This window comes from Streptomyces sp. NPDC111606, from assembly GCF_055656945.1.
In genome coordinates, this window is record NZ_JBVKBY010000021.1 from 38,677 (window position 1) to 57,363 (window position 18,687).

Sequence of the window (18,687 nt, forward strand, 5' to 3'; positions counted from 1 at the left end):
ATCAGCGCGGAGACCGCCCGGCACCCCACCACGAGCGACTCATCCAGCACCACCTGGACCAGCACAAGCTCGGACACACCCCCGCACCCTCAGCCTGGCAAGCTCCGCCTGCCCCACCTGGCGAAGGCCATCGACGAGTACGTCCGGCGGGTCGGACGAGCCTGGAGAGGCTGTCTCGGTCGCCGAGCCGCGGCGCGTGCAGAACGCGGCGAGAAGGGCATTCGCCGGGGCGGATGCCCCCTCTCGCAGTCGCAGCGCGGCGGCGTCGAGTTCGGCGATGATCCGCGCGAGTGGCTCCTGGGCGCGTAAGCCTCCGGGCAGTCGCTCGCCCCGGTGTGCGCGACCACACGGATCGCACCGACGTCGGCTGCGAGCCGTGCGCCCGGGCCGGAGGCCATTCGCGGACAGCAGGATGACCCGCCTCCCTCAAATCCCGCGTGAGAACTCTCAACACGCCTATAACACAATGCAGTTGGGCATGCCCGCAAACCTTACGAAAGCTGCACACGACGGGACCGCGTTCCCTACCGTGAGTATCCGGCACGTCATGCTGCGTGCTCGACTTTCACGGGGGGAGAAGAGCCGGCTCATGGACCCTGTCACTTTGATCACCACCGCACTCGTGGCGGGTGGGGTCGCGGGCATCTCAGGTGCGGCATCCAGCGCCGTCCAGGACTCCTACCAGGCGCTCTGCGATGCGGTGCGCCGGAAACTCTCGGGTGGGCAGGGTGAGATGGAGGAGCAGCAGGCCCGTGTGGGCGTGCTGGACGCATACCTCACCGACCCGGTCGGCCACCATGATGACCTTGTGCGCACGCTCGCCACGACGCACGCCGACCGCGACGCCGACCTGGCCGACGCCGCGCGGGCGGTTCTCGTGCTGACCCACCCCGGGACACGGAGCGACCAGCGGACCTACGCCGTCGACGCCCGCCACGCCCAGGGCCTCGTGGTGGGCGACCGCGCTCGGCAGACCAATCACTTCTCCGGGTGACGGCACCATGAGCGGCCGGATCACCGGCGACCGGAGCCTCAGGCCGGATCCGGAAGACCAGAGGCCCCTCGATCTGCGAGGTGCCCAAGGCGTCATGGTCGGCTCCGGCCGTCAACGCAACATCTTCATCAAGTACCTCGTCGAGCTGCCGCGCAGCATCAAGGTGCTCCTGCTCCTGCTGCTCTGCCTGGCCGTCATCGCCGGCGGGGGGTGGATCGTCTCCCGGTGGATCATCCCGCAGATCGCCCCCACCTACCGCACCCAGTTCCTCGTTGACACAGCGAAGGGCACGGACCCCCGCGGAACATCCGACATCGCCGCCTCCGTACGGACGACGGTGGGCAACTCCGGGGACGGTGACGCGCTCGCCCTGCGCACCTTCGGCGGTGCATGCGGGGCCAGCGACAACACTCGGCGCCTGGTCGACTTCACGACTGATGACCGGCGCGAACTCGCACAGGCCACCGAGGGCATCCGCGCCGCCGGGGAACCCACCCTGGTACGCGGCATTGTGGAGGCGGTGCAGGACTTCTCCCGGCCGTTCGACCTCTCCGCCACCCAGATGAACCGCGTCATCGTGATCACCCGTCACGGCGCGGACGCCTGCGACGACGACATCGCCTTCGTGGAGAACGAGATCCGGGACCGGATCCGCGCGGCAGGGCTACGCCTCGAGTTCCGGGTGGTCGGCTATCAGGTACCGAAGGCAGAGCGTGACGGGCTGCGCCGGATCGCCGCGGGTGCCGGAGCCCCGGATCCGCTGCTCGTCGACACGCTTCCCGAGCTGGAGGCCGCCGTGGACTGGTATGCCAACGACGAGCCGGTCCTGCGCGGGGCCCGGAAGGTCGTCGACGCGCTCAATCCCGCCGTCGAACAAGTCGACGCGGCCGTGCGGGCGATCGACGAAGGCCGATTCGAAGCCGCCGAGGGCCACCTGCGCACGGCACGCGGGGCGGACCCCCGGGTCAGGGCGGTCCTCGAAGACCTGTCGGGCCGCAACAAGAACCCGACCGAACGCGACATCAACGCCCGCGCCACACAGCTTCGTGACCGGCAGCGACGCGTCATCGAGGCCGCCGACGAACTGTTGGACGCCGAACGGTCCCGAACCGCCGGCGGCCCTGAACCGCGGACGGCCTACCGCAGGGCCGCCGACGCCTACAACACGGAGGCCGAAGCCTTGAACAAGACACTCGCCAAGCTGCGTGCCGAGTCCCCGGTTGCCACATGACGGGCCAGCAACCGGCCGAGGACAACGCGGCCGACAGGACCAGGAATGCAGACGCTTCCGGCAGTGTCGGGACGCCCCCAGAGCCGGCCACGGCACCCCGGAGGTCCCGGCGGCGCAGGGTGATCACTGCCCTGATCACAGTGATCGTACTGCTCCTGGGTGCCGCCGCGTTCTACGTGTACCGCTCCGTACCGGACCACCGCACCGCGTTCCTCGTGGACGCGTCCGTCCCCGTGCCGGCCGCATCGACACGCCGTGGGGCCGACTTCGCCGCCGTGGCCCGTGCCGTCGGCTCGGCGGCCCAGAACGCGGGGGAAGACGACGCCCTGTCCCTGCGCAGGTTCGGAGGTGACTGCGGCAAGCCTGAGAACACGTCGCAGGTCGTCGGGAGCGGAACCAGCCAGGGACGCAAGATCGCTGACTCCGTCCGCCGGGTGACGCCCGGCGGACAGGCGACGCTGGGCAGCGGAATCGCCGCGGCGATTGACGACTTCGAAGGTCGCTATCCGTTCCGCGGGGAGAAGAGCAACCGCATCATCGTGGTCACGAGCAGCGGCAGGGACGCCTGCACGTCCGATCAACGAGCACTGCTCAAGGACGCCCATGGCAAGGCAAAGGCCGCCGGGGTGGAGCTGGAATTCAGGTTCGTCGGCTACAAGGTACCCGCCGGCGAACGGGCCGACCTCGGCCGGCTAGCGACCGCCGTGAACGCGCCCGCGCCACGCTTTGCGGACACAGCCGACACACTCACCCCCGAGCTCCAAAAGCTGATGCCGCCGAAGGAGCACGAAGCCCGAAAGGTGACGGTGCCCAGCAGCCCCGGTGCGCCGGAGACATCAGCGCGCCCCGAACACCCCTTCGTTGTAGGGCTCTTCACCGGCTGGGCGGTCAACGTGACGGGCACGCCGGTGCGCTGCGCCGCGACGACCAATGCGACCACCGACCGGGAGTGCCGGTTCACGATGCGCGAGGGCGACAGCATCACCCTAAAAGCCGCCGTCAGCGGCCCCAACCCCAATCCGATGGGTGATCTGGCCGAGCAGAACAACCCGCATTACGAGCCACGCAAAACTCCCTACTGGTACGGATGCGACGAAGGCGCCAGGTCACGTACCTGCACGGTCACGATGACCAAAGAACGGGTTGAGACCAGCAAGCGCTGGGCGGACAGCGCCTCGTCGCCCACGGGCATGGCGGCCACCCGGCTGCTGGCCTGTGTAACAACCGAGGAGACATCGGTCCTGACCCTCGCACGCACCTGCGCCGCGCTGACCGGCTCTAAGGCACCTCCCAACCCTGAGGTCACCTATGCCGACGGCTCGATTGGATGAGCTGAGACCGGGCCGAGTCGATGAAACCGGTGCCCATACCCGCCCCACGCCGAAGCGGTCGATTGGGCGGGGCCGTTACGGTCGTCCGTCAGGACACCGCCTGCCGCGTCGATGCAATCGTGCACACTGCACACGTGAGGCAACCTTCCTGGGAACACTCGGTCGTTCCACAACGGCCCCACCTCAGCAACGAGTTCAGCGATCACTTCCGGCGAGAGCTGCGCCGAGCCACGGCCATCCGTGCACGAGGTCGTTAGTTGCTGCCCTGGGCGGGATGGCGGCCGGCAAGTACGCAGTCGAATTACTGAATGACTCACTGGATGACGTCCCCCAATGACGCGCCAGCCCGGCGGACCGCCAGCAGCGCGGCGCCGATGTCCGCCGCCGCTCGCGGATCGGACAGGGAGCGTCCCGTCAGCTCCTCGACGCGGCGCAGCCGGTAGCGGACGGTGTTGGGGTGGACGAAGAGGCTCCGCGCCGCGTCCGTGGCAGAGCCTGCGGCGGCGTACCAGTGCTCCAGGGTGTCCAGGAGACGGGCACGCTCCGCGGCCGGGAGGTCGAGCAGTGGCTGGAGGACAACCTCCACGAGGTGCGCCGCCTCGGCCGGGGCGGCGGCGACGACCATGGCGAGCGGGTTGTCGTCGAACCGTGCGACGCCGGGGCCGGTGCCCTGGAGGCCGGCCAGGGCCAGACGGGCGAAGCGCAGAGCCCGGGGAGTGTCCCGCAACGAGTGAAAGCACGGGCTGACGCCTACGCGGGCGCCCGCACGGCGCAGGATGCTCAGACAGGCGCTCTCCGCCGTCGCCGTGGGCAGGGCGGCCAGACCGATCTGCTGGTCGGGCAGCAGCCGCCAGGCGAAGGGGACCTGGGCCTGACGCAGCGCCGCTTCCGTTCCCGCCAGCGGCTCCTCACCGGGCGCGTCGGCCGCCGCCACGGCGACCACGTAGGGCCCGCGGTCGGGCAGCCCCAGCTCGCGGGCGGCCTCCCACAGCGTGCGATCGGCGATCACGCCGGTGAACAGCGCTTCCACCAATGCCGAGCGGCGCGCCTGACGCCGGGAGGTCAGCTCGGCGGTCGTCTCCCGGTAGGCCGCCGCCACCGCCTCCGCGTAGCGGCCGAACAGAGCCCAGATCTCCGCCGACTGGGAGACCAACTGGGCGTCGGTGACCTCGGGACGGTTGCGTGCCTCGGCGAGGATGTCCGTCCACAGGAGCTCGAAGCCGATCCGGTACGCGTGCAGGGTGTCCGCCAGCGGCACGCCCTGCTCGGCGCGGAGGCGGCCGGTCTCCCGGGCCGGGCCCGGGTCCTGTGCGCCCGCGCGGACGAGCTGGTCCAGGAGCAGGTCCGCGTTGGCGGTGCACGAGCGGCGCAGCGACTCGAAGGGGATCAGCGACTCGTCCTTGTAGGCGTCGACATCCGAGCGGATGCGCTGCGCCATCCGCTCACCGAGTTCCGGCAGCCTCGCATGAAGCGCCGCGATCACCCCTGAGAGGTTCATTCCCGCAGCGTAACGCCACTGTTTTGTTCATGGGGACAATCCGGGTGGGCAGACGCTGTCCTGCCGCACATAGGCCGTCGCCACGGACATCTGCACGATGTCGTCAACGTGAACAGCGGATTTCGACGGTGACATTCGTGGAGGCGGTCATGGCCAATCTGGCGGAGTTCCTGGTGGAGACGGCACGGCGGCAGCCGGAACGGCCCGCGCTGCGGCTGGGGGGCCAGGTCACCAGCTACGCGGAGCTCAACGAGCGCAGCGCCCGCGCCGCCGCGCTGCTACGGGCCGAGGGCATACGGCCGGGAGACCGGGTCGCTTTGATGCTGCCCAATGTTCCCGAGTTCGTCGTCCTGTACTACGGCGTGCTGCGCGCCGGAGCGGTCGTCGTACCGATGAATCCTCTGCTGAAGACTCGGGAGACCGAATATCACCTGCGTGACTCGGGAGCCCTGATGCTCTTCGAGTGGCACCAGGCGCCGGGCGAGGGAGCGCAGGGCGCGGCCGCCGCCGGAGTACGGCACCTGAGCGTCGAGCCCGCCGCCTTCGCGGGCCTGCTGGCCGGTCACGAGCCGCTGCCGGAGGTGAGCAAGCGGGACGGCGAGGACGTGGCTGTGCTGCTGTACACCTCCGGCACCACCGGCCGCCCCAAGGGCGCCACGCTCACCCACGCCGGGCTGCGGCACAACACCGAAGTCAACGCGGTCGAGGTTCAGCGGGTGACGGCGCAGGACGTGGTCGTGGGCTGTCTGCCGCTGTTCCACATCTTCGGTCAGATTTGCACGATGAGCGTCACCGTCCGCGCCGGCGCCTCGCTCACCCTGATCCCCCGATTCGACCCGCAGACCGTGCTGGACGCCATCACCCGCGACGGGGCGACGATCTTCGAGGGTGTTCCGACCATGTACGCGGCGCTGCTCCAGCACCCGTCGGAGGCCGACGTGTCCACGCTGCGGATGTGCGTCTCCGGCGGAGCCTCGCTGCCGGTGGAGATCCTGCACGGCTTCGAGCGTCGCTTCGGCTGCGTGGTGCTGGAGGGCTTCGGCATGTCCGAGACCAGTCCGGTGGTCACGTTCAACCACCCCGACCGGCCGCGCAAGGCCGGTTCCATCGGCACCCCGATCAAGGACGTGGAGGTGCGGCTCCTCGACGACAAGGGCCAGGACGTGACTCCCGGTGAGATCGGTGAACTGGCCGTGCGGGGGCCGAACGTGATGAAGGGGTACTGGAACCGGCCGGAGGAAACGGGGGCCACCATCCCGGACGGCTGGCTGCGCAGCGGCGACCTCGCGCGCCAGGACGAGGACGGCTACCTGTACATCGTCGACCGCAAGAAGGACATGATCATCCGCGGCGGCTACAACGTCTACCCGCGCGAGATCGAGGAGGTGCTCCACGAGCACCCGGCCGTCGCGCTGGCTGCGGTGGTGGGGGTGGCCCACGCGCATCTGGGCGAGGAGATCGCGGCCGCGGTGGTGTTGCGCCCGAAAGCGCAGGCCACGTGCGACGAGCTCCAGCAGTTCGTCAAGGAGCGGGTGGCGGCGTACAAGTACCCGCGCGAGGTGTGGCTCGTGGACACGCTGCCGACCGGCCCGAGCGGCAAGATCCTGAAGAGGGAGATCAGCGCGCCGGCGGGGTAAGGCCAACGTGGTCTAGTCAGCCGGGAATCGGCGAGTAGCGACGCCGACGCGTTCCCGGGTTCTCGACGGTCCTGGAGCCTTGGGGCGTAACCAGGGCTTCGGCGATCCCGAGAACGACCAGACCGCTTACGAGCCGCGACCGCTCCCTTCGCCGACGACAGCAACTTGGAGAGGACCCGCGGCTCACCGAGCCGTCCGCGCGCGACTACCTGCGCGTGAACGCCTACCAACTGACGGACGACATCGGCCTGCAGCCCGGCCGCCGACCACTTCTCAATCTGACCGCAATGACTGCCGCACTGACCGTACGGCCGGGACGCGGGCCGGAGAACGGGCATGCTCCGAGGGGATCCCGGTATGGCAGTTGTCCACCTTTAGGGCACAAACCAGCTCCGCCTGCGGAAATGCACCAGTCGATACGGGGCACAGTCGGTCCGGAATGCATGACGTTTCCCCTGCTCATGCGACTGAGGGTGTCGGTAGAAAATCCGTATGAACCCGAACAGACCGGGCTCCGCCACTGCGGGGCGGCAGCGGTCCGTGAGGGATCCCACAGACGGGCCCACCCCGCTGGCGCACGGACGCCAGCGGGGTTATCGTCAAGAGGTAGAATGACCGGTAACCCTACTTCGGATGGCACCTCGGCCTTCCGGGCGGGACTGCCAACCAGGCAAGCAACTGCCAGTGGGTTCCGGTGCACCTCGAAACAGAGATGAAGAGCCCGATGAAGCCAATCCGCGCCCCGGCTTGCCTGGGGTCAAACAGAGCGCCGGTGTTTCGCGCGGCCTCGACGGTGTCAGCCTCCCGACCGGATCAGCCGTACCGCGTCCAGGAGGGTCTTCTGGGCGGCCGTCGAGTCGTCCAGGTAGCCAGCTGCCATCGCACCGTCGTACAGCATCAGCAGTGCGCCGGCGGCCGACTCCGGGTCGGTGTGGCCAAGCCGGGTGAGCAGGTCCTGGAAGAGGGTGCGGATCCATTCACGGTGGGACGTCACCAGGCCGCGGACCGGATGGTCGGCGTCCGGGTACTCGGCAGCCGCGTTCATGAACGGCGATCCTCGGAAGCCGCGCTCGCGGGCGTGCTCGGCGATCGCCTCGAAGATCAGGTCGATCGCCTCCGCGGGCGGGTGCCCGGCGGCCAGCGGTTCGGCCACCTCCTTGTAGTAGACGTCCTTGGTCAGCAGATAGGCCACGACCAGGTCGTCCTTGGAGGCGAAGTGCCGGTAGAAGGTCACCTTCGTCACCCCGGCCTCGGAGATCAGGCGTTCCACTCCGACCGCGCGTACGCCCTCGTAATAAAAGAGCCGCGACGCGGCCTGTACGAGGCGTTCGCGAGGCGGGAGGTCTGCCACGGTCTTGGTCCCCTGTTGTCCGGCGTCGGTGGTCTTCTTCCCAGTGATGCTCACTTCCCCATTGTGCCCTCGGCCCGGCCTTGAGCGGCCCATACCCCCTACGGCCCCATCAGCAGGGCCCGAATCCCCCCTTATCCAGCACGGCTCGCAGCAAGGTGGCCGTGCCGCGTATCGAAAGGCTTGAATGATGACTCGTCGTCTTGAAGGAACCGTCGCCCTGGTCACCGGAGCATCCAGCGGCATCGGCCACGCCACCGCCCTTGAGCTTGCCCGCGAGGGCGCTTCGGTAGCCGTGGTCGGCCGGCGTGAGGACCGGCTCACCGACCTCGCCGCGGAGATCTCCGAGGCGGGCGGTAAGGCCCTCGTCGTGCCCGCCGACATCACCACATCCCAGGCCGCCGCGGAAGCCGTGGAGCGGACCGTCGAGGGCCTGGGCCGTCTGGACACCCTGGTCAACAACGCCGGCCTCATGCTGCTCGGACCCACCCCCGGCGCCGACCTGAACGACTGGCAGCGCATGGTCGACATCAACCTCATGGGCCTGCTGCACACCACCCACGCGGCCGTCCCTCACCTGGTCAAGGCCGCCGCCACCGGGCCGCGCCAGGTCGCCGACATCATCAACATCAGCTCACTGAACGGCCGCAACGCCTACGCCATGATGGCCGTGTACACCGCCACCAAGTTCGGCGTCACCGGCTTCAGCGAGGCGCTGCGCCAGGAACTGGCCAAGCAGCACGTCCGCGTGTCCGTCGTCGAGCCGGGCAGCGTCGACACCGAACTGCGCACCCACAACTCGGAGGTTGTCCAGCAACTGCTCAACGCCGGCCTCGGCGACATCGAGCGGCTGCAGAGCGAGGACATCGCCGACGCCGTCGCCTACATCGCCGCCCGCCCCCGGCACATGGCCATCGCCGAACTGCTCGTACGCCCCACCGAGCAGGCCTGAACACCGACACCGAGCCCAACTCCGAGACAAGCAAGGAGCCATGATGGCAGCCGGCGCCCCTGTGACAGCAGCCCACACCATCGTCCGTGTCTGCCTGCTGCTGGCCGCTGCCATCGCGCTCGGAGACGGCCTGCAGCAACTGACGCAGGAAGGCCCGGCGGACACGGCCGACGCGGACAACACGCACCGCTTCCTGGCGGGCGTCTACGTAGGCTGGGCTCCCCTGTTCGCCTGGGTGGCGGCAACGATCCGCTGGCAGGGCGTACTCGTCTACTTCCTGGCCGTCCCGATCTTCCTCGGTGGCATCGGGCGGCTGGTCTCCTTCGCCCGGGATGGCTTGCCCAGCCCGGCGGGAGTCTTCCTCGCCTCCGCCCTCCTGGAGTTCGCCCTCCCGGTCGTCATCGTCTGGGCGCACTCCACCGCACTCAGGTCCAGACGAGTGCCGGCCGCAGTCTGAGGTAGCGATCCCGGGCGGCAGACCGGCAGGAGGCACAATGCGTCGGGTTGGACCAGGCGTTGTGGACCAGGTAGGCGGTGTTATCGGCGGGTCCTCCGGCTGATGCGGTAACCGGGGGGCGCCGGAGGCGAGTTCGCCTGTCTGAAGGGCGAACTCAAGCGCGCGGAACTCCTCTTCAAGCGCGCGTCCGTGCACAGGACCACTCTGCGCTCCCGCCACGACCGGGCAGAAACAGCCATCGTGGCCGAGGTCCAGGACCGACGCGGCGTCGCGCCCGACAGCACGAGGCTGGGTTGTCGTGCGCGCCGGAAGGCGGGCCGAGGAGCGTGGTCGGACGGCGCGGCCCCGAAGACGCCGGCGAGCAAGTTGGTCCGCAGCAGTGCGCCGACGTCGTGCTTCAGTTCGGTGGGCCTGGGTTCGGGCGGCGGACGACCACGGCGATCAGCAGCCCGGTCGCGACCGTCTCACCAGCGACCGGGCCCTCGTGCACGGGCACCGCGAAAGTGGTCTGCGGGTGCTCGGCGTCAGCGACAGCCGAGCCGGTCCTCACCCGGCTTTGCATGAACTCGATCGTTCACGACCGCGGCCGGGCTACGTGTCCGGCCGCTGAACGCCGCGATGGCGAACCTGCTGCGGTTCCGGCCGCGTCGCACCTGCTCACTCTCAGCGGTCCCGTCCGCTCCACGATCCGTGGTCTCTACATCCGCCCGCTGGACGCTGAACGACGGCACCACCCATCCCACCGAATGGGCGCCGAGGAGCCGGCGATGAGCCGCTAGACCTTCACCGAGGCTGACTGGGAGATCGCCATCGCGATCTCAAGTGGCTTCGCGCTCGCCCTTGTTCAAGGGGGTCACGTGCGGGGTCTACGTGCGTGAAGGACGAAAGCCGGGGGTGTGTTGCGCCATATGGTGCGGCTGGGGACGACTTCCTCGAAGCGGTCGGCCAACAGGTCGCGGAACCGGCGGGCGGGGCTGAGAGGAACGGCGTGGAGGTAGGTGAACGCGGTGAAAGCCCCCGCCGGGGCGAGCACCGCGGCTGTCGCGTCCATGAGCTGGTGCTGGGTGGGAGTCGGAAAGAGGGCCCACGGCAGGCCGCTGACCACCACGTCGGCGCTCTCGATGCCACGCTCATCCAGCAGCTGGCGTAGATGCACGGCGTCGCGCTGGATCACCTCCGCACCCGGGTGGCGATGGCGCACGCGCTGGGCGAGGAGTGGATCGATCTCGACGGCCAGGTGGCGGCCGCGTCCGCCGAGCCGGCGCTGGATCTCGGCGGTGAACGGCCCGGTTCCGGCACCCAGTTCCACCACAACGGGCTCACCGCGTTCGGGTACCGGGGCGCAGACCGCCTCGGCCAGGTGCCGCGAGCTGGGCGCGATGGCCCCCATGCGGGCCGGTGAGCGCACCCATTGCCGCAGGAACAGGGAGTAGTCGTTCGGCTCCTGCGAGGGCCTGCAGAGACGGCACTGCCTGGCTGTGCGGCGCGCGGTGCTGGTGGTCATGTCGATGCCCTTGTCGGGTAGTGCGGATGGTCGATCGTGTCGGTGTAGGGGCAATGCGCGGTGAGGTCCCGTTGGTGCCGCATTGGGCGGCAGTGGCAGACGCGGGACCTTCTACCAGCGCTGCTGTGAGGGGCCGTACCTGGCGGCCGGGCACCCTCCTGAGGAGACAATCGACCGATGGCAGCCGGCTACCTGGACAACTCGATAGCCGCGCACAAGAGGCTCACCCCGACCGGGGCCGCGCGAGATCGGTCGCCCAAGGCGTCGCGCACCGGCTCGGAACTGGCCAACTGGTCCCTGGCGAACGGAGTCAGGCCGGCGAGGGACTCACCGGCGGGGGCGGCCCCAGCCCAGGAGCGGATTGGTTTCATGGAGCTTTTCATCCCTGTTCGACGTGCACCGGGATCGCCGTGGCAGCCGTCCGACTGGCGGCGTTCCCGCCGGGCGACCCGCCCGCCCTTCACTAGGTAGGATGACCGGTCACTCTACTTCTGCTCGACGTTAGCCCCTCCGGCACCTTCGCGCCAGCACTCGGCTCGATTGAGGCATCCCTCACCCGTCCACCGACGCAACTGCACATCCACTGCTGAAGCAGCCTCTTGACAGTCCAGCCGGGCCGCCTTCACCCACGGTCACCCGGCTGACCCGGCAGCGGCAGGCCGACCATGGCCCGTGCTTGACCGCGAACTCGCGGAGGTCGACTGCGCCTATGCGCGGGTCGACGGAATCCACCTCAACGTCCGCCCGGAAGAGCCCAAGCCTGCGTGCTCGCTTCTTCCGGATCAGCCCCTCCCGGCCGGTCGTCGGGGCGACGGCCGAGACGTCCTCCGCCGCGGCCCGGTCCCGCTCGCCCTGCACCTCCTGCAGCCGCTTGGCCAACTCCGCCGCGAGCGTGTCCAGTTCATATCCGGCGAGCCGCGATCCGCTCCAGCTGCTGCATCCCGGACCCTCCCACGCTCTCCCGGCGCACCTGCCCGGCCACGGATCATGAAGGGAGGCACAGGCAGTCGGCGCAGCAGAACCCGGAAGACGGGCCCCCAACGACATGCCAGACGACCTTCGCCAGGGACACCGGACGACGGCCAGCACGGCGATCAGTCAGAACATGCCGGCAACGCGATTCCACCGCTATCGGTCCGCCGACGCGGCCGGCGCCACCACCGCCGCGCCGCCATCACCTTTTCTTCGCCGATCAGCGACGTCGAGGCCGACCCGCCGATAACCGCAGTGACGCTTCAGACGCCGGATAAGAACCGTCATCGCCTCCGCCACCCCACGAACGCGAGCCATCCGGCGCACAGGTCTCGACTGTTCAGCCACCGCCCGGCTCTTCGACGGGACGGCGCACGCGCACATCAGCGCGGGAATACGACCGTCAGCAGGCGGAAGAGCTCGGCGCGCTCTTCGTCGGACAGTTTGTCCAGGCCGGTCTGCGTCTGCTCCATCCGCTCACGGATCGTGTCGATCGCCTTCTGACCCGTCTCGGTGAGGGCGACGTTCTTCACACGGCGGTCGGTGGCGCTGACCTCGCGGTGGACCAGGTCACGCTTTTCGAGCCGGTCGATGATCCCGGTCATGTTCGACGCGTCACAGGCGAGGGTGGTCGCGAGCGAGCGCATCGAGGCGGGCGCGCGTCGCAGCACTGTGAGGGTCTTTGCCTGGCTGGAGGTCAGGCCCATGTCGGCGGCCGCGGCCGTGAAGTCGGCGTAGTGCGTACTGACCGAATGGGCGAGCAGCTCCATGAGCTGGGCCTTGGACGGGATGGGTGGCATGCGTCGAGAGTACCGCGAAAAGCTTGAACACCTCAACCTTTGACATCTACCGGCGTCCTATTGTTTGATGTCCTCAAGCATCGAGTACCTCAATGGTTTGACTCCTCGACCATCGATGCTTCCGCCTTCCGCCCTTCGGGCACCACAGCCTTCCACCGGAAAGAAGACCGTGAAGTCCTCCCTTGCCGCCGCGCCGGATCGCCGTACCGGCAGCCTCAGGCTCGTCCTCGTGCTGGGCCTCGCTGCCATGGTCGTGTCGATGATGCAGACCCTGGTCATCCCGATCCTCGGCATCATCCAGAACGACCTCGACGCCACCACGGCCCAGGTCAGCTGGGTCACCACCGCCACGCTGCTGTCGGCCGCAGTCTTCACGCCGCTGCTGGGCCGCCTGGGCGACCAGCGCGGGACGAAGCCGACGCTGCTCGGCGTGCTGGTGGTGATGGTCGCCGGATCCGTGCTCGCCGCGACCACGAGTTCGATGCTGTGGCTCATAGTGGCCCGTGTGATGCAGGGCGCCGCCACCGCGATCTTCCCGCTCGCGCTGTCCGTGCTGCGCCAGGAGGTCGCACCCGCGCGGCTGCCCGGCGCCATGGCCCTGGTCAGCGGGACGCTCGGCTTCGGCAGCGGCCTCGCCCTGGTAAGCGCCGGCCTGCTGACCACCGGTGCCAACCCCGACTATCACCAGGTCTTCTGGCTGGCCGCCGCGCTCGCCATCGCCGCCCTGATCGCGGTTGCGGTCGTCGTCCCCGCGCCGCGCACCCGGACGGGCGGGCGCACCGACTGGCTCGGCGCCGCAGGCCTCGCCGTGCTGCTCGTGCTGATCCTGCTGCCCATTTCGCAGGGGCACACCTGGGGCTGGACCTCGACCCGCACGCTCGCCCTGTTCGCCGGCGCCGTCGTCACGGCGGCCCTGTGGGTCGTCGTCGAACGCAGGGTCCGCGACCCCCTGGTCGACATGAAGATGTTCGTCCACCGGCCGGTGCTGTTCACCAACGTCGCCGGACTGCTCGTCGGATTCGCCATGTTCGCGCAGTTCATTGGCGTCTCCTACCTCGTCCAGACGCCTTCTGAGATCGCCGGCTACGGCTTCGGCGCCTCCGTCCTGCGCGCCTCCGTCGTATACCTGCTGCCCTCTGCTCTCATCTCGCTGGTCGCCGCGCAGTTCGGAGGCGTGCTGGTGCGCCGCATCGGTGCGCGTCTCACCCTGGCCGTCGGTGCCGTCTTCGGCGTCGTCGGGTTCGCCTGGCTGACCCTCGCCCACGACACCACCGCGTCGGTGATCCTGGCCGGCATGGTCGTCGGCGTCGCCATCAGTTTCGGCTACGCCGCGATGCCCGCCCTGATCGTGGCCGGCGTTCCCCACCACCAGACCGGCATCGCCAACGGCATCAACTCCATCTCCCGCTCCACCGGCAGTGCGATCGGCAGCGCGGTCGTCACCTCGCTGCTCGCCTCGAAGACGCTCGACAACCTGCCCGCCGGGGTCCCCGCACTGCCCGCCGAGAGCCAGTACACGCTGAGCTTCGCCCTCGCCGGTATGGCCTTCGTGCTGGTTATCGGCGTGGCCATGGTCGGCCTTGCGATCCGCCGCAGTTCCCCGTCGTCCGCCATCGGAACGCCCGCTGCGTCGAGCGACGGCGAACTCACGCTCGCCCCGTCGAGCGAAGACGAGGCCACGCCCGAACGCACGGCTGTCACGGCCTGACCGCACCACCGGCCCGGCCACGACATTCCTGCCCTTCGATGCCGACCGGCTTTCCCACCGATCCGAACAGGACATGACTGTGACTGACACCAAGGCAGCCTTCACCCTTGACGACACCTTCAGCGCCGCCGAAGCCACCGCGCTGGTCGACCGACTGCGCGCCACCTTCCGCACCGGTCGCACCAAGCCACTGGCCTGGCGCCGACAGCAGCTGACCCGCCTGCGCGACCTGCTCACCGACAACCGCGCGGCGATAGCGGACGCCCTCTACGCCGACCTGCGCAAGAACCGCGCCGAGGTCGACGCCATGGAGATCGGCACCACGATCGTCGAGATCGACGACTACCTGGAGCACCTGGAGGAGTGGACCGCCCCGCAGCCCGCCCCCGTGACGGTGCCCGGCTTCCCCGGCAGCACCGCCCGCACCGTGTTCGACCCCCTGGGTGTCGCCCTGGTCATCTCGGCGTGGAACTACCCGGTCAACCTGCTGCTGGTGCCCGTCGCGGGCGCACTGGCCGCCGGAAACGCGGTCGTCATCAAGCCCGCCGAATACGCAGCCCGCACCTCGGCGCTGCTGACCGAGCTGCTGCCCGCGTATCTCGACACCGACGCCACCGCGGTCGTTGAGGGCGGCGCACCGGAGACCACCGCGCTGCTGGAGCAGCACTTCGACCACATCTTCTACACCGGCAACGGCACGGTCGGCCGCATCGTGATGACCGCCGCCGCCAAGAACCTCACCCCCGTCACCCTCGAACTCGGCGGCAAGTCACCGGTGTTCGTGGACCGGGACGCCGACATCGCCACGGTCGCGCAGCGCCTGGCGCAGACGAAGTTCGCCAACGCCGGTCAAACCTGCGTCGCCCCCGACTACGTCCTGACCGACCCGGATACCGCGACCGAACTGCAGGCCGCCCTGGTCGTCGCGATCAAGGGGCTGTTCGGTGAGGACCCGCAGACCTCCAACGCCTACGGACGGATCATCAACGAGCGGCACTTCGACCGACTGTCCCCGCTGCTGGGCTCCGGCCGCACGGTCACCGGCGGACACACCGACCGCGCGGACACCTACATCGCACCGACCGTACTGGCCGACGTCCGGCCCGACGAGCCCGTGATGCAGGAGGAGATCTTCGGCCCCATCCTCCCGATCCTTCCCGTCGCGGACCTGGACGAGGCCATCGCGTTCATCAACGACCGCGACAAGCCGCTCGCCCTGTACGCCTTCACCGAGAACAACACCACCAAGCGCCGCCTCGCTGCCGAGACCTCCTCCGGCGGCCTCAACTTCGGCCTGCCGATGCACCACCTCGCCGTGCCGACGCTGCCCTTCGGCGGCGTCGGGGAAAGCGGCATGGGCAACTACCACGGCCGCTACTCCATCGAGACGTTCAGCCACCGCAAGGCCGTCCTCGACGTCCCGCTGAGCTGAGCCATCCCGACCCCCGGCGGCACCCCGCAACCTCACGCGTGCTGCCGCCCCACCCCCTCCTCGGAAGACGACCTCCCCATGCGCGAACTGACATCGCAGTACGCCACTCCAATGGCCAGCAACCTCGAACTCAGCGGCAGGGAGCAGAAACGCGCCATGGACGACACGCTGCTGGAGCAGCTCGGTGCCGGCAAGTTCATGCTGATCACCAGCTACCGCAGGAACGGCACCCCGGTCGCCACCCCGGTGTGGGTGGTACGCGACGGAGACACTCTGGGCGTGCGGACCCCGGCCGACTCCTGGAAGGTCAAGCGGATCCGGGCCCGCGGCGACATCCTCGTCGGCCCCTGCGACCTGCGCGGCAACCCACGGGCGACCCGGTCCCGGCCACCGCCGAGATCACCGACCCGGCGACCGGCGCCCGCTACCGCTCACTCATCGCCCGCAAGTACGGCATCGTCGGCCGCCTCATGATCTTCGACAGCTGGCTCCGAGGAGCGAACCGGACGCTGGGCATCCGCGTACGGCTCACCCCGTGACGAGTTGACGCACCGTCTGAGGGGCGGATTATGCAGACGTCGTGGGGCCGACGGCCGGTGGAGCGTGTGAGGGCGCTCCGCCAACCGCCGCTCTCCTGGGTCAGTACGTCAGTACGTCAGGCTTGACCGGCGCCTCCGCCACCGGGGCCGTATGACGCTGTCCCGTCACGCTGCCGAGCCAGCCGAGCAGGAACGCGACAGGCAGCGACACCAGGGCGACTGTCTGGAGCGGGAACCAGTCGATGTGCCAATCGGGCACCAGCGCCATCGGGTTGCCGGAGAAGACGGGGCTGCACACCTGGAGTCCGATCGCGGAGCCCAAGCCGCCGTACAGCGTCCACAGCAGCCCCCGGCGGGTGAAGCCGCTCCAGAACAACGCATACACCAGCGCCGGGAGCAGGCAGGAGGCCGCCACGGCCAGGGAGAGCGTGGACAGGAAGCCCATGTTCCAGCCCTGGACCCACACCGCACCGCAGATGCTCAGCACCCCGACCAGGGCGGACGCGATTCGGGCCGCGGCCACCTCCCGGCCCTCGGTGCTACGCCCGCGGCGCACGACGTTGGTGACGAGATCGTGGGCGACCGCGCCCGCCGCCGCGAGGGTCACGCTCGCGACGACCGCAAGCGTCGTGAGGAACACCGCGCAGGCGACCAGCACGACGAGCCATGCCTCGCCCGTCTTCGCAGACGATCCTCCTGCCAGATCGCCGGTGAGCATCAGCAGGCTGCTGGTGGCTCCGGGGTCGGCCGCGAGGATCTTCGGGGCACCGATCATCGCCGCGGCACCGAAGCCCATCACCGTGGTGACGAGGCAGACGGCGCCGACGATGCCGATGGTGTGGCGGACCGTACGTCGGGCGGCGGCCGGGTCGGGCGCGGTGTTGAGCTGGGTGGCGACATGTGGCAGACACGCCACGCCCAGCACCACGGTGATCATCAGGCCGATGAAGTCCAGCGTGCTCTCGACCGGGCCGCCGGCGGCGAAGCGCAGGCCCGGACGCAGATAGCCCTCGGGTCGGCCGCTGCCCTGAGCGGCGGCGTCGATGAGCGAGTCGGCGCTCCAGTGGAAGCGGTGAAGCAGCACCGCGGCCACGGCGAGCGCCATGGCAAGCAGGAACACCGCCTTGATCATCTGGAGCGCGATCATGCCTCGCATCCCACCGAAGGCAGTGGCGCAGACGACGAGCGTGCCGATCATGACGATGACGGTCTGTTCGGCGCCCGGCCCGGAAAGGCCGAGCAGCATGGCGGTGGTCCGGCCCGCGCCGGAGAGCTGGACGATCAGATACGGGATACAGGCGCTCAGCGTGACGATCGCGGCCGCGATCCGCACGGCGGGCCCCGGGGCGCGCAGGGCGAAGGTGTCGCCGAGGGTGTAGCTGCCGCGCTCGCGCAGCGGCCCGGACAGCAGGAGCAGCACGCCGAGCGACAGCACGGTGCACAGGGCGACGAACAGGCCGTCAAAGCCGAAGACCGCGACGGTTCCCGTCGTACCGAGCACGGTCGCGGCCGAGAGATAGACGCCGGAGAGGACGATGGCGCCCTGCACGGGGCGCAGCCTGCGGCCCGCGGTGTAGAAGTCGTTGACCCGGTCGCGCTCGGGGCCGTTGAGCACACAGATGAGCAGCATCGGGACGATGAACGTCAGAAAGCCCACGAGGACCCAGGAGCGGGTGTCCGCGTCCAGGTCGAGGGAGCCGGGTGTCCCTGCGGCGAGCAGCATCTGAGGAAGCATCAGCGCTCCCCCTGCGGCTCGTAGGCGGCCTCGCCGTAGGGGGCCCCGTCGTGGGCGTCGCCGTCGGGGGCGCGGTCGTAGCGCGCCGCTGTCCACAGTAGGAGCAAACCCTGGGCGAGGATTGCGACGACGCCGAGGGTGATCTGTCCGTCGACTCGCGTGGCCAGCAGGTCCTCGGCGGTGCAGGCGAGCAGGAGGTGGACCGCGAAGGTCAGTCCGTTGACGAGTGCGAAGGATCTGCCGGGCGGGTGGGGCCGGGGTCTTTGATGCAGCTGGGGGGCGGGCAGATGGACGTGCTGATGGGCCATGGAGCTCTCCTGGCGGGCAGGGAAGCGCGCATCGCCTGGCTCGGGCGATGCCTTGCGCGGGCATTGCCCCTGACGGCAGTGCCCCTGATGAGGGCTCACGAGAGCACGTACCGACCAGTCAGTCCATGCGCTTCGGGCACGTCGTTGTCCGCTCCCAACGGCGGAGGGTGGTGACTGTGCTGATGCCCATTCAGCCACCCACGGGAAGGGAACCGGCCAATGCCGTGAACCCGCCGGCAGA

15 protein-coding genes and 1 pseudogene are annotated in these 18,687 nt (G+C 69.4%); 9 read left to right on the forward strand and 7 right to left on the reverse strand.

The genetic code is table 11. The annotated features are described in order from the left end of the window. The first annotated feature begins 589 nt into the window (after positions 1-589). The 3 genes from ACZ7M7_RS42895 to ACZ7M7_RS42905 all read left to right on the forward strand — a co-directional run bounded on the left by ACZ7M7_RS42895 (position 590) and on the right by ACZ7M7_RS42905 (position 3,556). Positions 590-994, forward strand: a complete 405-nt coding sequence (locus ACZ7M7_RS42895) for a hypothetical protein (RefSeq protein WP_472127073.1) — start codon at positions 590-592, stop codon at positions 992-994. Between the two features lie 7 nt (positions 995-1,001). Then, positions 1,002-2,225 (forward strand): hypothetical protein, encoded by a 1,224-nt coding sequence (locus ACZ7M7_RS42900; protein WP_472127075.1) that lies wholly within the window; start codon positions 1,002-1,004, stop codon positions 2,223-2,225. Between the two features lie 140 nt (positions 2,226-2,365). After that, complete coding sequence (locus ACZ7M7_RS42905; protein ID WP_472127077.1) at positions 2,366-3,556, forward strand: vWA domain-containing protein; 1,191 nt, start codon at positions 2,366-2,368, stop codon at positions 3,554-3,556. Positions 3,557-3,869: 313 nt separating this feature from the next. Here ACZ7M7_RS42905 and ACZ7M7_RS42910 read toward each other — a convergent pair whose 3' ends face one another. Next, entirely contained in the window at positions 3,870-5,039 is a 1,170-nt protein-coding gene (locus ACZ7M7_RS42910) for a PucR family transcriptional regulator (RefSeq protein WP_472127117.1), read from the reverse strand. Positions 5,040-5,203: 164 nt separating this feature from the next. Here ACZ7M7_RS42910 and ACZ7M7_RS42915 point away from each other — a divergent pair, with 164 nt between their 5' ends. Further along, entirely contained in the window at positions 5,204-6,691 is a 1,488-nt protein-coding gene (locus tag ACZ7M7_RS42915) for a long-chain-fatty-acid--CoA ligase (protein WP_472127079.1), read from the forward strand. A gap of 796 nt (positions 6,692-7,487) precedes the next feature. Here the strand turns inward: ACZ7M7_RS42915 and ACZ7M7_RS42920 are convergent. Then, positions 7,488-8,096 (reverse strand): TetR/AcrR family transcriptional regulator, encoded by a 609-nt coding sequence (locus tag ACZ7M7_RS42920; protein ID WP_472127081.1) that lies wholly within the window; start codon positions 8,094-8,096, stop codon positions 7,488-7,490. A gap of 133 nt (positions 8,097-8,229) precedes the next feature. Here ACZ7M7_RS42920 and ACZ7M7_RS42925 point away from each other — a divergent pair, with 133 nt between their 5' ends. Both ACZ7M7_RS42925 and ACZ7M7_RS42930 read left to right on the forward strand, forming a co-directional pair. Then, a complete protein-coding gene (locus ACZ7M7_RS42925) occupies positions 8,230-8,991 on the forward strand; it encodes an SDR family NAD(P)-dependent oxidoreductase (protein ID WP_472127083.1) in 762 nt (253 codons plus the stop codon). A 40-nt stretch (positions 8,992-9,031) separates the two neighbouring features. Further along, positions 9,032-9,448: a DUF4345 domain-containing protein gene (locus ACZ7M7_RS42930; RefSeq protein WP_472127085.1), complete on the forward strand. Its 417-nt coding sequence runs from the start codon at positions 9,032-9,034 to the stop codon at positions 9,446-9,448. Between the two features lie 397 nt (positions 9,449-9,845). Here the strand turns inward: ACZ7M7_RS42930 and ACZ7M7_RS42935 are convergent, their stop codons facing one another. The 3 genes from ACZ7M7_RS42935 to ACZ7M7_RS42945 form a co-directional block, all read right to left on the reverse strand. Beyond that, complete coding sequence (locus ACZ7M7_RS42935) at positions 9,846-10,010, reverse strand: hypothetical protein (protein WP_472127087.1); 165 nt, start codon at positions 10,008-10,010, stop codon at positions 9,846-9,848. A gap of 291 nt (positions 10,011-10,301) precedes the next feature. Continuing rightward, the gene (locus tag ACZ7M7_RS42940; RefSeq protein WP_472127088.1) at positions 10,302-10,952 is read right to left on the reverse strand and encodes a class I SAM-dependent methyltransferase; all 651 of its coding nucleotides are present in this window, start codon (positions 10,950-10,952) and stop codon (positions 10,302-10,304) included. A gap of 1,355 nt (positions 10,953-12,307) precedes the next feature. Further along, a complete protein-coding gene (locus tag ACZ7M7_RS42945) occupies positions 12,308-12,724 on the reverse strand; it encodes a MarR family winged helix-turn-helix transcriptional regulator (RefSeq protein ID WP_383631756.1) in 417 nt (138 codons plus the stop codon). A gap of 169 nt (positions 12,725-12,893) precedes the next feature. Here ACZ7M7_RS42945 and ACZ7M7_RS42950 point away from each other — a divergent pair, with 169 nt between their 5' ends. From ACZ7M7_RS42950 to ACZ7M7_RS42960, 3 genes and pseudogenes are all read left to right on the forward strand, one after another. Beyond that, positions 12,894-14,432, forward strand: a complete 1,539-nt coding sequence (locus ACZ7M7_RS42950) for an MFS transporter (RefSeq protein ID WP_472127090.1) — start codon at positions 12,894-12,896, stop codon at positions 14,430-14,432. Positions 14,433-14,511: 79 nt separating this feature from the next. After that, positions 14,512-15,864: an aldehyde dehydrogenase family protein gene (locus ACZ7M7_RS42955; protein ID WP_472127092.1), complete on the forward strand. Its 1,353-nt coding sequence runs from the start codon at positions 14,512-14,514 to the stop codon at positions 15,862-15,864. A 156-nt stretch (positions 15,865-16,020) separates the two neighbouring features. Continuing rightward, positions 16,021-16,403: pseudogene (locus ACZ7M7_RS42960) on the forward strand (PPOX class F420-dependent oxidoreductase). A gap of 100 nt (positions 16,404-16,503) precedes the next feature. Here the strand turns inward: ACZ7M7_RS42960 and ACZ7M7_RS42965 are convergent. Beyond that, positions 16,504-18,138, reverse strand: a complete 1,635-nt coding sequence (locus ACZ7M7_RS42965) for a sodium/solute symporter (RefSeq protein ID WP_472127094.1) — start codon at positions 18,136-18,138, stop codon at positions 16,504-16,506. After that, positions 18,138-18,446, reverse strand: a complete 309-nt coding sequence (locus ACZ7M7_RS42970) for a hypothetical protein (RefSeq protein WP_472127096.1) — start codon at positions 18,444-18,446, stop codon at positions 18,138-18,140. The genes ACZ7M7_RS42965 and ACZ7M7_RS42970 overlap by 1 nt, the downstream gene beginning before the upstream one ends. Positions 18,447-18,687: the final 241 nt, after the last annotated feature.

Bases quoted from the DNA above. Each gene is read 5' to 3' on its own strand.
- ACZ7M7_RS42915 (WP_472127079.1), top strand. From the start codon at position 5,204: ATGGCCAATCTGGCGGAGTTCCTGGTGGAGACGGCACGGCGGCAGCCG.
- ACZ7M7_RS42940 (WP_472127088.1), bottom strand. From the start codon at position 10,952: ATGACCACCAGCACCGCGCGCCGCACAGCCAGGCAGTGCCGTCTCTGC.
- ACZ7M7_RS42970 (WP_472127096.1), bottom strand. From the start codon at position 18,446: ATGGCCCATCAGCACGTCCATCTGCCCGCCCCCCAGCTGCATCAAAGA.
- ACZ7M7_RS42930 (WP_472127085.1), top strand. From the start codon at position 9,032: ATGATGGCAGCCGGCGCCCCTGTGACAGCAGCCCACACCATCGTCCGT.
- ACZ7M7_RS42900 (WP_472127075.1), top strand. From the start codon at position 1,002: ATGAGCGGCCGGATCACCGGCGACCGGAGCCTCAGGCCGGATCCGGAA.
- ACZ7M7_RS42935 (WP_472127087.1), bottom strand. From the start codon at position 10,010: ATGCAAAGCCGGGTGAGGACCGGCTCGGCTGTCGCTGACGCCGAGCAC.
- ACZ7M7_RS42945 (WP_383631756.1), bottom strand. From the start codon at position 12,724: ATGCCACCCATCCCGTCCAAGGCCCAGCTCATGGAGCTGCTCGCCCAT.
- ACZ7M7_RS42925 (WP_472127083.1), top strand. From the start codon at position 8,230: ATGACTCGTCGTCTTGAAGGAACCGTCGCCCTGGTCACCGGAGCATCC.
- ACZ7M7_RS42895 (WP_472127073.1), top strand. From the start codon at position 590: ATGGACCCTGTCACTTTGATCACCACCGCACTCGTGGCGGGTGGGGTC.
- ACZ7M7_RS42965 (WP_472127094.1), bottom strand. From the start codon at position 18,138: ATGCTTCCTCAGATGCTGCTCGCCGCAGGGACACCCGGCTCCCTCGAC.